Raw genomic sequence first — 18,674 nt, 5'->3', positions numbered from 1 at the left:
CCGCCACGTGCGGCGACACGGCCTCTCCGCGCACCGGAGAGGCCCGGTGCGGTGCGGGGACCCGGCCGCTCAGCCGGGTGCCGCCGCAGCCGAACGGGATTCGCGAAAAGGCGCGTGCTCCACCGGGGAAATGAGCGGTAGGTGACTATTCAGTGACCGTCCGTCATTTCTTTGCCGGGCGCCAAAAAGGTAGGCAAATCTGGTGGAGCGTGCAGAATACGGGGTATGCCGCCACTGTTTGTCGCGGTCCGAGGAGGGGGTGGTTCCTTTGTCGAAGACCCGCGGTCTCTCGTGGATCTGACAGAGGCCATGCGGTGCTCGCCGGCGCGGTCTCAGTCGCCGGCGAGCACGTCGTCCGCGTCGATGATCTGGTAGGCGTACCCCTGCTCGGCCAGGAACCTCTGCCGGTGCGCGGCGAACTCCTGGTCGACGGTGTCCCGGCTGACCACCGAGTAGAACCTGGCCCCGCCCCCGCCCGACTTGGGCCGCAGCACCCGGCCGAGCCGCTGGGCCTCCTCCTGGCGTGAGCCGAACGTCCCCGACACCTGGACGGCCACCGACGCCTCCGGCAGGTCGATGGAGAAGTTGGCGACCTTGGACACCACCAGGACCCGGATCTCCCGGTCGCGGAAGGCCTGGAAGAGCCGCTCCCGCTCCTTGACCTTGGTGTCCCCCTTGATCACCGGAGCGCCCAGGTGCTCGCCGAGCTCGTCGAGCTGGTCGATGTACTGCCCGATGACCAGCACCTGCTCGTCCGGGTGCCGGTTCACCAGCGCCTCGGTCACGCGGGTCTTGGACGGCGTGGTGGCGCAGAACCGGTAGCGCTCCTCGGCGTCGGCCATCGCGTAGGCGAGCCGCTCGTCGTCGGTGAGCGTCACCCGGACCTCGACGCAGTCCGCCGGGGCGATCCAGCCCTGGTTCTCCATGTCCTTCCACGGCGCGTCGTAGCGCTTGGGGCCGATCAGCGAGAACACGTCGCCCTCCCGGCCGTCCTCGCGCACCAGCGTCGCGGTCAGCCCGACCCGCCGCCTGGCCTGCAGGTCGGCGGTCATCCGGAAGATCGGCGCGGGCAGCAGGTGCACCTCGTCGTAGATGACCAGGCCCCAGTCGCGGGCGTCGAACAGCTCCAGGTGGCGGTAGGCGCCCTGCCGCCGCGTCGTCATCACCTGGTAGGTGGCGATGGTGACCGGGCGGATCTCCTTCTTGGTCCCGGTGTACTCGCCGATCTCGTCCTCGGTCAGCGACGTCCGCTTGATGAGCTCCTGCTTCCACTGGTGCGCCGAGACCGTGTTCGTCACCAGGATCAGCGTGGTGGCCTCGGCGTGCGCCATCGCCGCCGCGCCCACGATCGTCTTCCCCGCGCCGCAGGGCAGCACGACCACGCCCGAGCCGCCGTGCCAGAACGCCTCGGCCGCCTCCCGCTGGTACGGGCGCAGCTCCCAGCCGTCCTCGGCCAGCGTGATCGGGTGGTGCTCGCCGTCGACGTAGCCGGCGAGGTCCTCGGCCGGCCAGCCCAGCTTGAGCAGGAGCTGCTTGATGTTGCCGCGCTCGCTCGGGTGGACCGCCACCGAGCCGCCGTCGGCGCCGTCCAACCGCTCGCCCAGCAACGGCTGGATCTTCTTGGAGCGCAGCACCTCCTCCAGCACCGCGCGGTCGGTGCTGGTCAGGACGAGCCCGTGCGCGGGGTGCTTCTCCAGCCGGAGCCGGCCGTAGCGCGCCATGGTCTCGGCGATGTCCACCAGCAGCGCGTGCGGCACCGGGTAGCGGCTGTGGGTGATCAGCGCGTCGATCACCTGCTCGGCGTCGTGGCCCGCGGCCCGCGCGTTCCACAGCGCCAGCGGGGTCACCCGGTAGGTGTGCACGTGCTCGGGCGCGCGCTCCAGCTCGGCGAACGGCGCGATCGCCTTCCGGCACGCGTCGGCCTGCTCATGGTCGACTTCCAGTAGAAGCGTCTTGTCGGACTGGACGATCAGCGGGCCGTCGGCCACAGACTTCTCCCTCGTGTACGGCTACCGCCTATCCAACGCCGGATGACGACCCGGCAGTCCCGGATCGGGCAGATTTCAGAGGGAGCCGCTGGCGGCCGCCACGAACAGGGCGACCAGGCCCAGCAGGAGCAGCCCGAAGTTGGTGCCGATGCTGATCCAGGTCCACTTGAGCAGCTTCCTGGCGTAGGCGGTGTCGGCCTCGACCTTGCTGAGCGCGATCCCCGACAGGATGGCTCCGATGAGGCCGCCGAGGCTGACGTAGCAGCTCATCGCCAGCACGATGCTGATGACGAGTGCGACGATCGCGTGCGTCCTGACGCCGTCGACGTTCTGCTGCGGCCGGGGGCCGTACGGGCCGCCGTAACCCGGGGAGGCGTAGCCCGGGGAGGCGTAGCCCGGGGAGGCGTAGCCCGGGGCCCCGTAGCCGGGGTCGTACGCGGTGGCCCCGTAACCCTGGGTCCCGTAGTCCTGGGCGCCGTAGTCCTGGGCCCCGTAACCCGGGTCGTACGGCTGGGAGCCGTGGCCCGGGTCGTAACCGGGGGAGCCGTACGCCTGGGAGCCGTGGCCCTGCCCGTGGGCGGTCCGGCCGTAGGGGTCGTGGGGCGTGCCGTGGCCCTGCCGGTGCGGGTCGTGACCGGAGGGCTGCCCGCCGTACCCCGAGGTCCGGCCGGGGCCCGTGCTGTAGGGGCTCTTCCAGTCGTCCGGGTTCGGACTGGGGCCTTCGGGGGTGCCACTGCTCACGGGGGAACTCGCCTCACCTCTAAGAACGGTCTACGTCAACAGATATCACGACCCGGACGGAACGGTCACAAAGATGCCGGGACGGACACCTGCCCCCGCCGGGGGCGGGGTCCGGATCGGGGCCGGGCGGCGGGTCGCGGTCCGCCGCCCGGACCCCGCCTACGGCTGGATGTCGGCCACCCCGGTGATGCGGTGCAGGGCGAAGCGGTGGACCGCGGCCCGGGTCTCGTCGTAGGCGGTGAGGTAGCCGCCCTCCATGCGGGCGGGCTCGAGGATGCGGCTGGTGGCGTTGCCCTGCGAGTCGAGGTAGCCGATCCAGACCTGCGACCCCTGCCGGATGGCCTCGCGCAGGGCGCCGATCGTGGCGGTCGCGGGGGAGCGGGGCACCTGTCCGTCGGGGGCGGCCGCGGGCTTGCGGCGGGCCCGGTGGGCGGCGTCCCCGGCCCGCACCGCGCGGACGGCGGCCGTGATCACCTCGGCGTCCGGGCCGACGGCCGCGACCGGGGCACGGAGCTGCGGCGGGCCCTCGGTCCTGCGCACGTCCAGCCGGGTGATGATCACGTCGCCCTCCAGGGACTCGGCCACCGGGGCGTAACCCATCGCGCGCAGCGAGTCGACCAGGGTCGCCCGGGCGGTCTTGGACGCGATCACGGTGGGTGCCAGGCGGCGCAACCGCAGCGGGGCGGCGCGCCGGTCGGCCATCACCTCGTCGAGCGCGGAGGGGTCGTCGCAGCGGATGTAGGAGCTGGCCGTGCCGACCCGCATGCGGCCGTGGCGGCGGGCCACGTCGGTGACCAGGTAGCTGAGCGGCTGCGGGACCGGCGTGGTCGAGTGCCGCTCCAGCATGGCCAGCATCTCGTCGGCGCCCTGCCCGGCGTCCAGCGCCCGCCGGATCGAGTGCTCGCCGAACCGGTAGACCGTCGCGCCGCCGGTGGACTCCACGTCGGCGGCGAGCGCCAGCCAGCGGCCCAGCTCGCCGGTGAGCGGGCCGGGCGCCACCGCGGTCAGGTCGGCCTGGAGCAGCACGTGGTCGAGCGGCACGGGCAGCAGCGGGGCCAGCAGCCCGGCGGCCGCTCCCGCACCGGTCCCCGTCCCGGCGGTCGCCCCCGGGCCGCCCTCGGCCCGCCCCGGGGCGTCGCCGCCGGCCTGGGCGGGCAGCAGGGCGCGGCCGTGGCGGGCGAGGGCGCCGAGACCGGTGACCCCGATCTGCTCGGCCTCGCGCAGGGTGAACTCCACCAGCCGGTCGCGGTGGGGGCCGCGGCGGCGCGGCTGCTCCCAGGCCAGGCGCTCCCGGACCGAGTCGAGGGTCGGCGCCAGCGGCGCGGTCGCGGCGTCCCCGGCCGCGGCCAGGACGCCGAGCACGGCCGCGCGGACCTCCGGCGCGGCGGCGCGGCGCAGATCGGGGTGGAGCGCGTTGAGCAGCCGGTCACGCTCGTCGCGATCACCGATCACCCCCGGCACGCGGTCCGTGGCGAGCCAGGTCGACGCCAGCGTGACCCAGCGCTCCTCGGTGGCGCGCACCCGCCAGCCGTCGTAGACGGGGGTGGGCATCCAGTCACCGTCGACCGCGCCGCTCGCCGCCACCAGGCCGGCGGCGTGCGCCACCTCGATGACCAGGCCGGCCGCCCAGTCGGGCAGGTCGAGCAGGGCCGCGGCGCGCTTCAGGTCGCGCACGGCCAGACCCCCGCCGCGGAGCACGCCGGGGGGCTCGGCGCTCCACCGCTCGCAGAGCTCCTCCACCGCGCGGGTGAACGCGAACGCCTGCCCGGCGGCCGTCCGGTCGGTGAGATCGCGCTTGCGCTCGGCGCCCTCCAGCGGCGGCGGGACGGGGCGGAGATCGCGGTGGACCCGGTCGCCGCGCAGGAACAGCCCGACCTCGCGCGGCAGTACGACGGACTCCTCCCCGGTCGCGCAGAGCAGCGCCCGGGCGAGCAGCTGCTCGATCGGCGACCGGGCGGTGGCGGCCCGCACCTCGCGGCGGGCGTTGGCCACCCGGCCGCTGGCCGGGCCCCAGGCCAGCTCGTCGAGGGCGGACCGGGCCTGCGGGGAGACCTCTCCGACCAGCCGGGCGACGATCTCCGGATCGGCCAGCAGCGTGCCGAGGGCCTCCGCGGTGTCGCCGCTCCCGCCGAGGTCCTCGACCAGCTCGGCCAGGCGCTCCCGGTGGTAGTGCCGGAACGCCTCTCTGGCCGGCGGGCCCAGGCCCGCGGGGCCGTCCAGGACCTCCCGCACGCCGGGGGCCGGGGCCAGGGCGCGGTCGGGCCCGTAGACCAGGGCCAGCGTCCGCAGCCGGTCGACGGTCTCCCTGAACCTGGCCTCGAAGACGGAGTCCGCCGGTCCGGACAGCCCGCGGGCCAGTCTGGCGCGGAGCGGCCGGTAGGAGACCGGGGAGGGGAGCACGGCGAGCGTCTCCACGACCGCGAAGGTGAAGCGGTCGAGCCGGTCGAGCACCCGGCCGACCGCCGACGGGCTGCTCGCCCGCCCCGCCAGCCCCTCGACGTGGGCGGGGACGGGGGTGATGAGTTCGGGGCGCAGGGCGACGAGCTCCCGCAGCTGCTCGTCGCTCCGGCCGCGCAGCCACTTGGTGAACTCCGTGCTCATTCCCACCATGCTAGGAGTCCTCACCGACAACGCGCGGACCGGTACGGCCCGGGGAGCCCGGCCGGCGGGGAACCGGTGGCCGGGTCCGGCCGATCTCCCGCACGGAGCCGGCGGCCGGGTCTAGCCGATCGCCTGCACGGCGGGGCTCGGCATGAGGCCGAGCGCGAGCCGTACCCAGGAGTCGACGAAGCGGTCCTTCTCGGCGCGGCCGGGAGGCTCGCCCACGGTCTCCTGGAACAGGCGGTAGTGGATGACCGCGCCGCCCAGCACCGCTCCGATCGCGGGCCAGTCGAGGTCGGCCCCGGCGTACTCGGGCTGGGCCCGGAACCACGTGGTGATCGCGTCGAACATGGGCTGCAGCAGGCCCTCGCGCACCACCGCGACCAGCTCGGGGAACTGGCTGAGGTCGCGGAAGAAGACGCGCGTCAGCTCGCTCTCCTCGCGCACCTTGGCCAGTCCCGACCGGCACAGGTGGGCCAGGCGCTCCTCGATGGGCAGGTCCGCCTCGACGGTGCTCATCTCGGCCAGGGTCTCGGCGATCTGCGCGCTGGTCCGGGCGGCGTGCTCGTTCATCGCCGCGGCGAGCACCTCGTACTTCGACTTGAAGTGCCGGTAGAGCCCTCCGGCGCCGGGGGACAGCCCGGAGGCGGCCTCGATCTCGGCGACCGAGGTCGCCGAGTAGCCCCGTTCGGCGAACAGGCGCAGGGCCTCGTCGATGATCCGCTCGCGCGTCGATCTGGTCATTTGTCTGCCGATACCTCCGTCATGACCCTATCCAGTCGCGGCCCGTCAGGGTGCGGCTCACCGGACGAGACCGGCGGGCCCGGGTGCGGCGGCGCGCACCGGCGGACGCGCCGGCCGGGGGAGTAAGCGACTCCTTTCGTAAAGGGTTCCACAGCCGCCGCCGCGGCGTACAGCGAGGGGCCCGGCCGTGCGGGGCGGCGGAGACCGGATTACCTGTGGGTTGCCCTGCTTTGGCATGCTGCGGGGCATGCACTCGGTGGGATTCGACCTGGACATGACGCTCGCGGACACCCGGGCGGGGATCGCCGCCGTCTACGACGAGCTGTCGCTGCGGATCGGGGTGCCCATCGACAGCGCCGCGGTGGTCGCGCGGCTGGGGCCCCCGCTGGAGCTGGAGCTGGCCAACTGGCTCCCGGCGGACGAGATCCCCGCCGCCGCCGCGATCTTCCGCTCCCTCTACCCCTCGATCGCCGTCCCCGCCACCACCCCGCTGCCCGGCGCCCGGGAGGCCGTCGCGGCCGTACGGCGTGCGGGCGGCCGGATCGTCGTGGTCACCGGCAAGAACGCCGGGGACGCGGTGCGGACCGTGGAGTTCCTCGGCCTGGACGTCGACGAGGTCGCCGGCTCGGTGTTCGGCGCGGCCAAGGGCCCGGCCCTCGCGGCGTTCGGCGCGGCCGCCTACGTCGGGGACCACGTCGCCGACATCGAGGCGGCGCGGGCGGGAGGCGCCGTCAGCGTGGCGGTGGCGACGGGCCCCTACCGGGCGGGGGAACTGCGCGAGTACGGAGCCGACGTCGTGCTGGGCGATCTGACGGAGTTCGCCGGGTGGTTCGACGGGTGGCGGAGCGCCGCCGCGGTCGGTTGATTCGTCCCTTTTTACACGGTCGCTCTGAGCGGCCTATGGGCATAACCTACTTCCATCCCCTACACCACAGTCTGAACGAGGTCACCCCTGTGCCGAGTGGCAAGGTCAAGTGGTACGACGCCGACAAGGGTTTCGGCTTCCTCACCCGCGACGACGGCGGTGAGGTCTTCGTGCATTCCTCCGCGCTGCCCGGCGGCGTGGACTCCCTCAAACCGGGCCAGAAGGTCGAGTTCGGAGTGGCCGAGGGGCGCCGCGGCCAGCAGGCGCTCTCGGTCCGGGTGATCGACCAGCCCCCGGCCCTCGACCGGAGCGCCAAACCGAAGGGCAAGCGCAAGAAGCCCGACGAGATGGTGGTCATCGTCGAGGACCTGATCAAGCTCCTCGACGCGGTCTCCACGTCCTACCAGCGGGGCAAGCACCCGGACACCGCGCACGCCAAGAAGATCGCGACCGTGCTCCGCGCGGTGGCCGACGACCTGGACGTCTGACCCGGTCTCCGTCCGGGCGCCGACGGGATCCTCCGGCCCGGATCCTCAGGCCGAGGCCGTCCCCGGCGCCCGCCCGGGGCCCGGGCGGAGAGGTCCGGCGGGGACCCGGGCCTTCGCCGCCCGCCCCGGGCCTCCGAGCGGGGAGGTCCGGCGGGGATCCGGGCCTCGGCCGGCCGGCTCAGCCGTGGGGGTTGGTCAGAGGTTTGGTCCGCTGCTCGGTGGGCGGTTCGCCGCGCCGTACGACCGCGGTGGTGGTCCCCGCGGGCCGCTTCCGCGGGCGGGCCGGCCCGGCTTCGCGCCGGGTGGCGTCCGGGCCGGACGGCGGGGCCGCGGGCTCGGGGCCGGGCTCCTCCTCCGGATCGTCGTGGCCCGCCGGATCGTCGTGGCCCGCCGGGCCGTGCGGTGAGTCCGGGACGGCGGCACGGGCGGCCCGCGCCCGCGCGTCCCTGACCCGGATGCGCGCGCGCCGCCGTACGACCAGCCAGCCGAGCGAGCCGGCCAGCACCGCGGCCATCGCCGCCAGCCCGCCGGGCCCCGCGGCGAACAGCGAGAGCAGCAGCCCGATCAGCCCGCCGACCACCCAGGAGATCTGCAGGAACGCCTCGACCACACCGAAGGTGGACGAGCGGATCTCCTCGCCGATCTCGCGCTGCACGATCGCGTCCAGTGCGAGCTTGCCCAGCCCCTGGGAGAAGGCGGCCGCCAGCGCGACGGCCACCGCGGTCCACAGGCCGAACGCCACGGCCGCCACGACCGTGACCGCTCCCGACAGCGCGAGCGTGGCCAGCACGATGACCTGCGGGGAGTGGCTCCGCGCCCACGAGGCCACCCCGGCCCCGGCCAGGCCCCCCGCGCCGGCGGCCAGGGCCAGCACGCCGATCGCCGCCGCCGGGGGCATGCCGGGCAGCTTCTTCTCCTGCACCAGGAAGAGCAGGTAGAACAGCAGGAATCCGGAGTGGAACCGGATCGCCACGTTGGCCAGCATCGACTCGGCGACCACCGGGCCGACGTTGAGCATGGTCCGCCAGCGCGGCGGGCGCTCCTCGCCCTCCTGCAGCTCGTCGAGGTCGGGGGAGTCGACGTGGCGGGGGAGCCGTACGGCCAGCACGCCCTGGAGTAGGAAGAGCACCGTCGCCGCGCGCAGCACCCACTCTGCGCCGAGCCAGGCGCTGACCCCCGCGCCGACGGGCACCGCGACCCCCGCCGAGACCAGGGCGAACAGGGCGACCCGGGCGTTGGCGGTGACCAGCGCGATGTCGGCGGGCAGCACGCTCGGCATGATCGCGGCCCGGGAGACGTTGTAGGCCTTGGAGAGCACCAGCACGGCCAGCGCCGCGGGGAAGATGGTGAAGACGTCGCCGGGGACGACCGCCGCGGCCATGGCGAAGCAGAGCAGCCCCCGGCCGAACAGCGTGCCGGCCATGACGAAGCGGCGGCCGGAGCGGAACCGGTCGAGGACCGGGCCGACGAACGGCGCGACCACCACGAACGGGATCATGGTGATCAGCAGGTAGAGCGCGACCTGGCCCCGCGCCTCGTTGACCGGGAGCTTGAACAGCGTGCCGGCCAGCGCCGCGGTGACCAGCGCGTCGCCCGCGCTGTGCGCGGCCGTGAGCTCGATCAGCTGGCCCAGTCCGGTGCGGCCCGCCCCCTGGGCGTGGGTCAGCCGGCGCGCCGCCCTGCCGACCCCCAGGGTCGCGTCCGCCGCGCCGCGCCCGGCGCGCGCGGTCGCCCGGCCTGTGCCCCGGGCCGCCCGCGCGGTCGCCCGGCCCGCCCGCACGGCGGCGCGGCCGAAGCGGCGGGAGGCCTCCCCCGCCGTCCGCCGTGCCCGTTCCCAGTCCGCTGCCACGCCTCCAGTCATACCCGACGGCCGGCCGCGCTGTCCGACGCGGCACGTCGGACGGGGAGGCCGGCCGGTGCGCGGAAGAGGAACGAGGCCGGTCGATGCGGGGAGGAGGGCGGGGCCGGTCGGTGTGCGGAGAAGGGGCGGGGCGGCTCCGGTGATCATTCGATATCGGGACGGGCCATCACATATGGGGGCGTCAGCCGGTACGCGGTGCCGTTCGCTCCGGGCATAGGCGAGAATGAATTACGTGACCCGTACTCGATCTCGCGCTGTAGCTCTCGACCAGGCCTGCGTCGCCGCCGTCGATCTGGCCCGCTCCGCGATCGAGGAGAACGTCAGACCGGATCAGATCGGCGAGCACCTGGGGGTCGAGGGCGAGGGCGACCGGGTGGTCACCCACTATTTCGCCTGCCTGGACCGCGCCTACCGGGGCTGGCGCTGGGCCGTCACCGTCGCGCGGGCCTCGCGGGCCCGCAACGTCACGGTCAGCGAGGTCGTGCTGCTGCCCGGTCCCGGCGCTCTCCTGGCCCCGCAGTGGGTGCCGTGGAGCGAGCGGCTGCGCCCCGGCGACCTCGGTGTGGGCGACCTGCTGCCCACCGGTGAGGACGACGACCGGCTCGCCCCCGGTTTCACCGCCACCGGTGACGAGACCGGCGGCGAGATCGACCACCAGATGATCTTCGAGTACGGCCTCGGCCGGGCCCGGGTGCTCTCCCCGATCGGCCGCGACCTCGCGGTGCGGCGCTGGCACTCCGGCGAGGCCGGCCCGCACACCCCGATCGCCCACGCGGCTCCCGCCCAGTGCTCCACCTGCGGGTTCTACTGGCCGCTGGCCGGTGCGCTGCGCACCGGCTTCGGCGTCTGCGCCAACGAGTACGCTCCCGACGACGGCCGCGTGGTCGCCGCCGACCACGGCTGCGGCGCGCACTCCGAGGCCACCGTGGTGCCGCATCAGGTTGTGCCCACCTCGCCGATCCTCGACGACCACCTCTACGACGTCGAGGAGGAGGCGGGAGAGGCCGACCTGGCCGGTTCCGTGGACGACGGCTCCTCCGACGAGCCCCTGGGCCACTCCTGACCTGACCGATCCGACCACCGTTCCACGGACCGCCGGGTCGCCTTTCCGTCCCGATCCGCCGGGTCGTCTCCCGTCCCGGGCCGCCTTCCGCCCCGGGACGCCGGGCCGCCTTCCGTCCCGATCCGCCGGGTCGCCTTCCGCCCCGGTCGCCGCACAGCGGCGGCCGGGGCCCTGACCTCTGGGAACATCGCTGTGACTGACATCTTCGGCACCGATCGCCTGCGCTCCGCCGTGCTCGCGGCGTGGACCGCCTCGCCCGCGCGCTTCCGCGAGGACGCCAACGCGGAGGAGGACTTCGCCCTCGGCGGCTACCGCGACCGGCTGATCGTCGAGCTGGCCCAGAACGCCGCGGACGCCGCGCTCCGCGCCGGGGTGCCGGGACGGCTCCGGCTGTCGCTGCGCGAGGGCGTGCTCTCCGCGGCCAACACCGGCGCCCCGATCGACGCCGCCGGGATCGAGGGGCTGTCGACGCTGCGCGTCTCCGCCAAGCGCGGCGAGTCCGGCGCGGCGGGCCGGTTCGGCGTCGGCTTCGCAGCCGTGGTCTCGGTCTGCGACGAGCCGGTGATCGGCTCCCTCGGGACCGGGGTGGTCCGCTGGTCCCGCGAGCAGACCGCCGCGCTGGTGGCCGCCGAGCCCGCGCTGGCCGCCGAGCTCGCCGAGCGCGGCGGGCACGTGCCGCTGCTGCGCCTGCCGTTCCCCGCGGGTCCGGTGGAGATCCCCGGCGGGTTCGACACGCTGGTACGGCTCCCGCTGCGCGACGGGGCGGCGGTGGAGGCCGTACGGCGGATGCTCCACCAGGCCGGTCCCGCGCTGCTGCTCGGGCTGCCCGCGCTGGAGACGATCGAGATCGACGTGGACGGCGAGACCCGGACGATCGTCCCCGACGGCTGGCGGGTCGTCTCGGCCTCCGGGCAGTTCGCCCCCGAGCAGGTGGCCGGGCTCTTCGCCGACCGGCCGACCGAGGAGCGGGCCCGGCCGTACTGGACGGTCCGCTGGGCCGTACCGGTCTCCCCGGAGGACGGTCCGGCCGGGGCCGAGCCCCGGCCGCTGCCGGAGCGGGTGCCGCCCGTGGTGCACGCGCCGACGCCGAGCGACGAGCCGCTGGACCTGCCCGCGCTGCTGATCGCGTCCTTCCCGATGGCCACCGACCGGCGGCACGTGGCCATGGGACCGCTGGCGGAGTTCCTGGTCGAGCGCGCCGCGGAGCTCTATGTGGAGCTGCTGTCGGGCCTGCCGCGGACGCCGAAGCTGCTCGACCTCGTCCCCGGCCTGATGGGCAAGGGCGAGCTCGACGCCCGGATCCGCCAGGCGATCCTGCGCCTGCTCCCGGACGCCCCGCTGCTGCCCGCGCTCTCCCCGCCCGCCGACGCCCGGGAGGCGGCCGGCCGCGTCACCGGCCCCGGCGCCACCGGTTCTGGCACCACCGGCCCCGGTTCCGCCGGTTCCGGTGACGCGGTCGGCGACGGTTCCGCCGGTTCCGGTGGCGCGGCCGGCGGTCCCGGCGGCGGGCTCGTCGTGTCCGGCCGGCAGGCGAGCGTGGTGGCGGCCTCCGGCGAGCTGCTGGAGCGGATCGCCGCGGCGGTGCCCGGCCTGCTGCCCGCCGGCTGGCCGGTCCGGCATCCCGCGATCACCACGCTCGGCGTGAAGCGGGTCGAGCTCGCCGACGTCGTGGACCTGCTGGCCGGCGACCTGTCGGGCGAGACCGCCGCCGACCGGGACCCGGCCTGGTGGCGCTCGCTGTACGAGGTGCTGCCCGCCGACGACCTGGAGGCGCTCGGCGCGCTGCCGGTCCCGCTCTCCGACGGCCGCCTGGTCCGCGGCCCGCGCGGCACGCTGGTGCTGACCGAGCGCGGCGCCCTGGACCCGGACGTGCTCGCCCCGCTCGGGCTCCGCGTGGTCCACCCGGACGCGGCCCACCCGCTGCTGCTGCGCCTCGGCGCCGCCGAGGCGACGCCGCGCACGGTCCTGGAGGACCCGCTCACCCGCAGGGCCGTCTCCGAGTCCCTGGAGAGCGCCGACCCCGAGCCGGTGGCCCAGGCCGTACTCGCCCTGGTCGACGCCGCCGGACTGGCCGCCGGCGAGGCCCCGTGGCTGGCCGACCTGGCGCTGCGCGGCGCCGACGGCGAGCTCTACCCGGCGGGCGAGCTGCTGCTGGCCGACGGTTCGCTGGCCGGGCTGCTGGACACCGAGACCCACTTCGGCACGGCCGCGCCGGAGCTGGTCGAGCGGTACGGCCCGCGGGTGCTGGCCGCGGCGGGGGTGCTCGACGGCTTCGCGGTCGTCAACGACACCGACGTGATGATCGACCCGGACGACTGCGACCACGACCTCGACCGCGAGGACGAGTGGCTGGAGGCCGTGCTCGACCTGCTGCCGGAACTGGACGTCCCCCCGGTCGCCAGGGAGTTCTCCGCCGTCCGCGACCTGGAGTACGTCGCCGACTGGCCCTCCGCCCTGGCGCTGCTCTCGCGCCCGCCGCTGCGGGCGGTCCTGCACCCGCTGCGCGTCGTGGCCGCGGGCGAGGTCGTGGAGGTGCCGTCCTACACCTCGTGGTGGCTGTCCACCCACCCGGTGCTCGGCGGCAGGCGCCCCACCCAGCTGCGCCTGCCGGGCGGCGACCCGCTCCTGTTCGGCCTGTACGGCGACGCCCCGCCCGCGGCCGACCCGGCGGCCCTGGCGATGATCGGCGTGCGGACCACGCTGGCCGACCTGCTCGCCTCGCACGGCGGCCCCGACGAGCTCCTCGACCTGCTCGCCGATCCCTCCGTCGAGGTGGACCGCGTCCAGCTCCGGGCGCTGTGGGTGGCCCTGGCCGCCGTCGACCCGGCCCGCGTCGCGCCCCCGCGGGCGGTCCGCGCGGTCCTCGGCGGCGAGATCGTCGTCGCCGACGTCGAGGACGGCCGCCTGCTGTCCGGCGGCCCCGGCGCCGGCTCGGCGGCCGGCTCGGCGGCCGAGGCGGGTTCCGGTTCGGGACCGGTGTCCGGTCCGGGCTCCGGTCCGGGCTCGGGCGCGGGTTCCGGTTCCGGGACGGATGGGATGGAGGCGGGCGAGCCGGTCGTGGTCGAGGCACCCGACCTGCTCCCGCTGGTCGCGGACCGGCCGCTGATCCTGGCCCCGTTCGACCTGGCCGAGGCGTTGTCGGAGCTGCTCGACCTGCCGCTGGCGGGGGAGGAGGCGGCCGGCGAGGTGACCTCCTCGGGCGAGGTCCGGCAGGTCCCGCCCGCGGTGCGGTCGCTGCTGCCCACCGCTCCGGCGACCTATGTGGAGCACGAGAAACTGCTCGTGGACGGCGTCCCCGCGGCCTGGCGGTTCTTCGAGGGCACGGTGCACGCCTCCGGCGTGGAGGGCCTGGCGCGCGGGCTCGCGTGGGCGTCGGGCCAGTGGGGCGACCGGCTCGCGGTCGCCGCGCTGCTGCGCGACCCCGCCGCGGTGCCGCTGCTGCTCGCCGAGGCCGACCTGGACAGCTGGACCGCCTCGACCACGTGACGGGCGGACGGAGGCGGCAGGGCGCCGGCGATGCCCTGCCGTCGCCGTGCTGTCTCCGCCCGGCTCGCCTCGTCTGCCGATGAACCCTTCTGCCGACCGCTCCCCATGTGGATTCGTTCCACCTGAGTCCAATCCGCATAGAAGGAGGGAAGGAGGCCGGGCTCCGCTCAGCCGTTGACGGGCCGGTTGGGGTCCTCGGCGGTGCCGGTGGGCTCCCGGCCGGGGACGGGCGGCACGTGGGAGGCGGGCGGGACGGCCGTGGCGGGTTCGAGGGGCTCCTCGGCGGCGGGCAGCGGCGCCGGGTGGTGGCGGGGCCGGACGTACCAGAGACCGAACACGCCGAGGCCCAGACCCGACACGCAGGTCCAGATCCACCAGCGGTCCTCCGGGTCCAGTCCGAGCAGCAGGAGCACGACCAGGGCGACCGCCCACAGGACCATGCCCATGAGGATCGTGGCCGTGTCGTTGGTCTTCAACGGCTGGAGATCCTGACGGCGAGGCTGGTTCACGTGCTCCAGCGTAGGCGACGGCTTCTCACTATCCGCAAAACGGGCGCGGTGAAGGCGCGGATCGGTTGCGATCCCATCACCATCGGGACCGGGACCTTCCTCGGCGAGGGACGCGATGTCACGCTGAACGTCCGTGAGTGATACCAAAACAAGCTCAATGAGCTCTCTTGACCGTTTCTTCCACATCTCTGCTCGCGGTTCCACGGTGGGGCGGGAGGTCCGCGGCGGTCTCGCGACCTTCTTCACGATGGCCTACATCGTGGTGCTCAACCCGCTGATCATCGCCACGGCCAAGGACGCCGAGGGCCAGTACATCGCCGACGCCACCTCCGCGCCGATCCCCCTGGTCGCCGCCGGCACCGCCTTCGTCGCCGGTGTGCTGAGCATTCTGATGGGCGTGGTCGGCAAGGTGCCGTTCGCGATGGCGGCGGGCCTCGGCCTGAACGCCTTCGTCACGTACGGCATCGCCACGCAGATGTCGTGGGAGTCGGCGATGGGCCTGGTCTTCCTGGAGGGCGTGATCATCGCCCTGCTGGTGCTGACCGGCTTCCGCACCGCGGTGTTCAACGCCATCCCGGCCCAGCTCAAGACCGCGATCAGCGTCGGCATCGGCCTGTTCATCGCGCTGATCGGCTTCGTGGACGCCGGTTTCGTCCGCAGCGGGTCCGGTGTGCCGGTGGACCTCGGCATCGGCGGCAAGCTGACCAGCTGGCCGATGGTCGTGTTCGTGGTCGGCGTGCTGCTGATCGCCGTGCTGGTGGCCCGGAAGGTGAAGGGCGCGATCCTGATCGGCATCGTCGCCACCACGATCCTCGCGATCATCGTCGAGGCGCTGGTCAAGGCCGGTGGCGCCGGCACGCCGGACGCGCCGAACCCGCAGGGCTGGCGGCTCAACGTCCCCGCCCTGCCCGAGCGGGTCTTCGGCTTCGAGAACCCGCTCCGGCTCTTCACCGAGTTCGACCCCTTCGGGGCGTTCGCCTCGGTCTCGGTCACCCTGGCGGTGCTGCTCGTCTTCACTCTCCTGATCACCGACTTCTTCGACACCATGGGCACCGTCGTCGGCGTCGGCGCGCAGGCCGGCCTGGTCGGGGAGGACGGCTCGCTGCCCCGCACCCGCGAGATCCTGCTCGTCGACTCGATCGGCGCGGCGGCCGGAGGTGCGGGCTCCGTCTCCTCCAACACCACCTACGTCGAGTCGGCCGCGGGCGTCGGCGAGGGCGCGCGCACCGGCCTGGCCAGCGTGGTCACCGGAGTGCTCTTCCTCCTGGCGATCTTCCTCTCGCCGCTGGTCGGGATCGTCCCCCACGAGGCCGCCGCCCCCGCGCTGGTCATCGTCGGCTTCCTGATGATGACGGCGATCCGCGAGATCGACTTCACCGACTACGAGATCGCCATCCCGGCCTTCCTGGTGATCGTGCTCATGCCGTTCACCTACTCCATCGCCAACGGCATCGGCGCCGGATTCCTCGCCTTCGTGCTGATCAAGGCCGTGAAGGGCAAGGCGCGCGAGGTCCACCCGCTGATGTGGCTCGTCGCGGCGCTGTTCGTGGTCTACTTCGCGCGCGGCGCGATCGAGGGCCTGCTCGCCTGAGCGGTCCTTGGACGGCTCGGGACCGCTCAGGACCGCTCAAGGCGACCCTGGGCGGGCCGGGCCCGGTGCGGAGCGGGCTCACCCGGTCGCGGGCTCCGGCGGCGTACGGCCGGCGCTCGCGACGGCGAGCAGTCCGGCTCCCAGGGCCAGGCCGAGCGCGGTGACGACCCCTTCGGGCCAGTAGATGTGGCTGCCCAGCCAGAGGACCGAGGCGGCGATCAGGACCGTGCCGCCGGCCGCCACGCGCCGTCCGCCGTGGCGCGCGGCCAGGGCGGCGGTCGTGGCGACCGCCGCCACGAGGAAGCCCGCCGAGCCGACCAGCCCGACCGCTCCGCCGACCACGTCGACGGCCGCGCCGGCGCCGGCCAGGAGCGCCGGGTCGTCCGTACGGGCCACCAGCGTGCCGTAGGCGATTCCGGCGATCGCGTCGAGGCCCGTGTAGAAGATCGCGTACACGTAGCAGCCCGCCCACGCGACCCTCGTCCAGAGGCCGTCCATGCCGCGCAGGAGGAGCAGCAGGGACCCGGCCAGCAGGGGGAAGACCGGCAGGAGCACCAGGTGCAGGGTCACCCAGTGCCCGGCGGTCTCCTGCGTCAGGTGGTGCGGGTGCAGCAGGCCCGCCAGGGCGAGCACGGAGGGGACGAGCGCCACGGCGGCCACGCGGAGCACGGTCCGGCGCGCGGGGGCCGCCTCCCGGGGGACGGACGCGGTCGGGCGTGCGGGGGCCGCCTCCCGGTGGGCGGACGCGGGCCGGTGGAGGGGGGTCACGGGCGGGCCCCGGCGGGTGCGGATGTCGGCATGTGAGGGATCTTCGCGGTGGCCGGGCCGGGCGCGCTTCGGCCGAACCGCCGACCGGTCCGCTACGACTTCGGTCGGCGGCGGGTGCACCCTCCGTCGGCGCGGCGTACGCCTCCGGTCGCGGCGGACGGCCGCGGAACCCCGGCGCCGGGGGGAAATCTTTGTCCGTTCGATGGATAAGCGGGTTCACCGGCCGGGTAAGTATGTGGCCGATTGAGGACGGGGACCGAGGTTGCCCGGGAGATATTCTCGCCCTAATATCGCAGGGCGAAAGGATTTGCGGCCGACCGCCGACGAATTCTGGAGCATCGATATCCGTTCCCGGCGGGGCGCCGATTCACCGGGCCGCCGCCCCGCCGTGTCGAATGCCGCAGAACGCGGTGGATATTCAAGGGAGACGTTCATGCGAATCCGGCCGTCCGCTCACGTCCCTGTCAGGCGGTTCGCCGTAGCCTCCGCGGCGGGCCTGGCGGCGCTGCTCGGCGCCGCCCCGGCCTCGGCCGGCGCGCCCGCGGCGGACGGGCCCACCGGCTCCTATCTCCTGGAGGTGGCCCGGGAGGACGGTTCGGCGCCGGCCAGGAAGGCGACGCTGACCTGCGGCCCCGACGGCGGCACGCATCCTCGTGCGGCTGCGGCCTGTGATCAGCTCCGCCGGGCCGGCGGCCGGGTGGAGGACGTTCCCGAGCGCCCGGGGGCGTGCACGCTGGAGTACGCACCGGTCCGCGTCACCGCCACCGGGACGTGGCAGGGGCGGCGCTACCGCTACGCCGAGACCCATCCGAACCGGTGCGCGGCGATACGCGCCACCGGAGGCGTCCTCTTCGCTTTCTGATCCGCCGTTCAGTGAAATGTTTTTCCGGTCGGCCGGTGAAAGCATTTTCCGGATGATCGCCTGTGGGATTTCCCTGGACGGCCGTTATCCGGGCCCGGGTGATTCGCCCGGCCGCCGGCACCGATTCGCCGGTGGATTCGCATCGGCGGATGTCCGCTCCCTTGATATCCGGAGTCCGCGCCGGAAAGGATCGCAGAGGCTCGGGGCGCACCCGCGGACGAACGGGCGCCCCGGAGCCTCGCCCGACCGCACCCGCCAGCTCCTCCCCACCGTTTGGAGACGACGCATGCAGCCCATCTACCACGAGCAGCCCGTCCAGGACGCGGCCCGCCTGCTGCACGACGCCGCGGACCGGGCGGTCCACGGCAGGCCGGGCGCCGACGCCCTGGCGCTGGCGGGGGTCGGCCTGGCCCTGGTGGACCTGGCGACGGAGCTGAGGGCCGCGCGGGAGGGCTCCGAGCGGGACGCCGGCCGCACGCCCTGACGGGGGAGCGGGGCCGGCCCGGGTTGGGGATCCCGGTCGTGTCTGAGACTCTGACGGCCCACGGGAATAAAACCCGGTCCGGAGGGAATGAGATGCGATCAGACATCGTTAGCAAGGGCAATGACTTATGCTAACGAACCCACCAAGGAAGGACCCCGTCGCGAACCTGCGCAGCGACGCCGGTCTGGCCTCGGCGCTGCGCGTGTCGCTGGCACGCCTGACCCGGCGCCTGCGCAGGCAGGCCGGAAGCCACTCGCTGACCCCCACCCAGGTCGCGACGCTCGTCGCCGTGGAACGGCATTCCGGGATAACCCCCGGCGAATTGGCCGAGCACGAGAAGGTGCAGCCGCCCTCGATGACCCGCGTGATCGCCGCGCTGGAAGAGCGGGGGCTGGTGTCGCGCACACCGCACCCGACCGACCGGCGGCAGGTGACCGTGACCGTGACCGAGGCCGGCTCGGCCCTGCTGAAGGAGGAGCGCCGCCGCAGGGACGCCTGGCTGACCCAGCGGCTGAAGGAGCTCACCCCCGAGGAGAGGGCGGTGCTCCGGCAGGCGGCGCCGATTCTGGAGAAGCTCAGCCGGATCTAGCCGAGCCTGAGGAACCTCGCGCCTCGGCCGCCTC

At 74.4% G+C, this 18,674-nt stretch carries 15 protein-coding genes; 8 read left to right on the top strand and 7 right to left on the bottom strand.

Annotation, left to right across the window (positions count from 1 at the left end; translation table 11 throughout):
* Nucleotides 1-332 precede the first annotated feature (332 nt).
* The 4 genes from HS048_RS01800 to HS048_RS01785 all read right to left on the bottom strand — a co-directional run bounded on the left by HS048_RS01800 (nt 333) and on the right by HS048_RS01785 (nt 6,074).
* Complete coding sequence (locus tag HS048_RS01800) at nt 333-1,988, bottom strand: DNA repair helicase XPB (RefSeq protein ID WP_196465958.1); 1,656 nt, start codon at nt 1,986-1,988, stop codon at nt 333-335.
* Between the two features lie 75 nt (nt 1,989-2,063).
* Entirely contained in the window at nt 2,064-2,729 is a 666-nt protein-coding gene (locus tag HS048_RS01795; RefSeq protein WP_196465957.1) for an MgtC/SapB family protein, read from the bottom strand.
* Nucleotides 2,730-2,888: 159 nt separating this feature from the next.
* Nucleotides 2,889-5,330, bottom strand: a complete 2,442-nt coding sequence (locus HS048_RS01790; protein ID WP_196465956.1) for a helicase-associated domain-containing protein — start codon at nt 5,328-5,330, stop codon at nt 2,889-2,891.
* 120 nt (nt 5,331-5,450) lie between these two features.
* Nucleotides 5,451-6,074: a TetR/AcrR family transcriptional regulator gene (locus tag HS048_RS01785; protein ID WP_068902056.1), complete on the bottom strand. Its 624-nt coding sequence runs from the start codon at nt 6,072-6,074 to the stop codon at nt 5,451-5,453.
* Nucleotides 6,075-6,321: 247 nt separating this feature from the next.
* Between HS048_RS01785 and HS048_RS01780 the strand changes: the two genes are divergently transcribed.
* Together HS048_RS01780 and HS048_RS38435 are read left to right on the top strand one after the other, a co-directional pair.
* A complete protein-coding gene (locus tag HS048_RS01780) occupies nt 6,322-6,939 on the top strand; it encodes an HAD family hydrolase (RefSeq protein WP_084008907.1) in 618 nt (205 codons plus the stop codon).
* An 89-nt stretch (nt 6,940-7,028) separates the two neighbouring features.
* The gene (locus HS048_RS38435; protein WP_068902065.1) at nt 7,029-7,427 is read left to right on the top strand and encodes a cold-shock protein; all 399 of its coding nucleotides are present in this window, start codon (nt 7,029-7,031) and stop codon (nt 7,425-7,427) included.
* A gap of 178 nt (nt 7,428-7,605) precedes the next feature.
* Here the strand turns inward: HS048_RS38435 and HS048_RS01770 are convergent, their stop codons facing one another.
* Entirely contained in the window at nt 7,606-9,276 is a 1,671-nt protein-coding gene (locus tag HS048_RS01770) for an MFS transporter (protein WP_307832338.1), read from the bottom strand.
* Between the two features lie 244 nt (nt 9,277-9,520).
* Here HS048_RS01770 and HS048_RS01765 point away from each other — a divergent pair, with 244 nt between their 5' ends.
* Together HS048_RS01765 and HS048_RS01760 are read left to right on the top strand one after the other, a co-directional pair.
* Nucleotides 9,521-10,351 carry a DUF3027 domain-containing protein gene (locus tag HS048_RS01765; RefSeq protein ID WP_068902068.1) on the top strand — a complete coding sequence of 277 codons (831 nt, stop codon included), beginning with the start codon at nt 9,521-9,523 and terminating at the stop codon, nt 10,349-10,351.
* Nucleotides 10,352-10,543: 192 nt separating this feature from the next.
* On the top strand, nt 10,544-13,837 hold the full coding sequence (locus HS048_RS01760; protein WP_196465954.1) for a sacsin N-terminal ATP-binding-like domain-containing protein: 3,294 nt from the start codon (nt 10,544-10,546) through the stop codon (nt 13,835-13,837).
* A gap of 167 nt (nt 13,838-14,004) precedes the next feature.
* Here the strand turns inward: HS048_RS01760 and HS048_RS36650 are convergent, their stop codons facing one another.
* The gene (locus HS048_RS36650) at nt 14,005-14,346 is read right to left on the bottom strand and encodes a DUF2530 domain-containing protein (RefSeq protein WP_307832337.1); all 342 of its coding nucleotides are present in this window, start codon (nt 14,344-14,346) and stop codon (nt 14,005-14,007) included.
* A 157-nt stretch (nt 14,347-14,503) separates the two neighbouring features.
* Here HS048_RS36650 and HS048_RS01750 point away from each other — a divergent pair, with 157 nt between their 5' ends.
* Nucleotides 14,504-15,937, top strand: coding sequence for an NCS2 family permease (locus HS048_RS01750; protein WP_196465952.1), 1,434 nt, complete (start codon nt 14,504-14,506; stop codon nt 15,935-15,937).
* A gap of 78 nt (nt 15,938-16,015) precedes the next feature.
* Here the strand turns inward: HS048_RS01750 and HS048_RS01745 are convergent, their stop codons facing one another.
* Nucleotides 16,016-16,597 carry a hypothetical protein gene (locus HS048_RS01745; RefSeq protein WP_196465951.1) on the bottom strand — a complete coding sequence of 194 codons (582 nt, stop codon included), beginning with the start codon at nt 16,595-16,597 and terminating at the stop codon, nt 16,016-16,018.
* 541 nt (nt 16,598-17,138) lie between these two features.
* On the opposite strand from HS048_RS01745, the gene HS048_RS01740 reads away from it, so the two are divergent.
* The 3 genes from HS048_RS01740 (at nt 17,139) to HS048_RS01730 (ending at nt 18,640) form a co-directional block, all read left to right on the top strand.
* Nucleotides 17,139-17,567, top strand: coding sequence for an SSI family serine proteinase inhibitor (locus tag HS048_RS01740; RefSeq protein WP_196465950.1), 429 nt, complete (start codon nt 17,139-17,141; stop codon nt 17,565-17,567).
* A gap of 286 nt (nt 17,568-17,853) precedes the next feature.
* Nucleotides 17,854-18,051, top strand: coding sequence for a hypothetical protein (locus HS048_RS01735; protein ID WP_068902079.1), 198 nt, complete (start codon nt 17,854-17,856; stop codon nt 18,049-18,051).
* Nucleotides 18,052-18,178: 127 nt separating this feature from the next.
* Nucleotides 18,179-18,640, top strand: coding sequence for a MarR family winged helix-turn-helix transcriptional regulator (locus HS048_RS01730; RefSeq protein ID WP_068902081.1), 462 nt, complete (start codon nt 18,179-18,181; stop codon nt 18,638-18,640).
* Nucleotides 18,641-18,674 lie beyond the last annotated feature (34 nt).

Source organism: Planomonospora sp. ID91781 (genome assembly GCF_015711595.1).
Taxonomy (GTDB): Bacteria; Actinomycetota; Actinomycetes; order Streptosporangiales; family Streptosporangiaceae; genus Planomonospora; species Planomonospora parontospora.
This window is presented reverse-complemented; position numbering and strand designations above follow the sequence as displayed.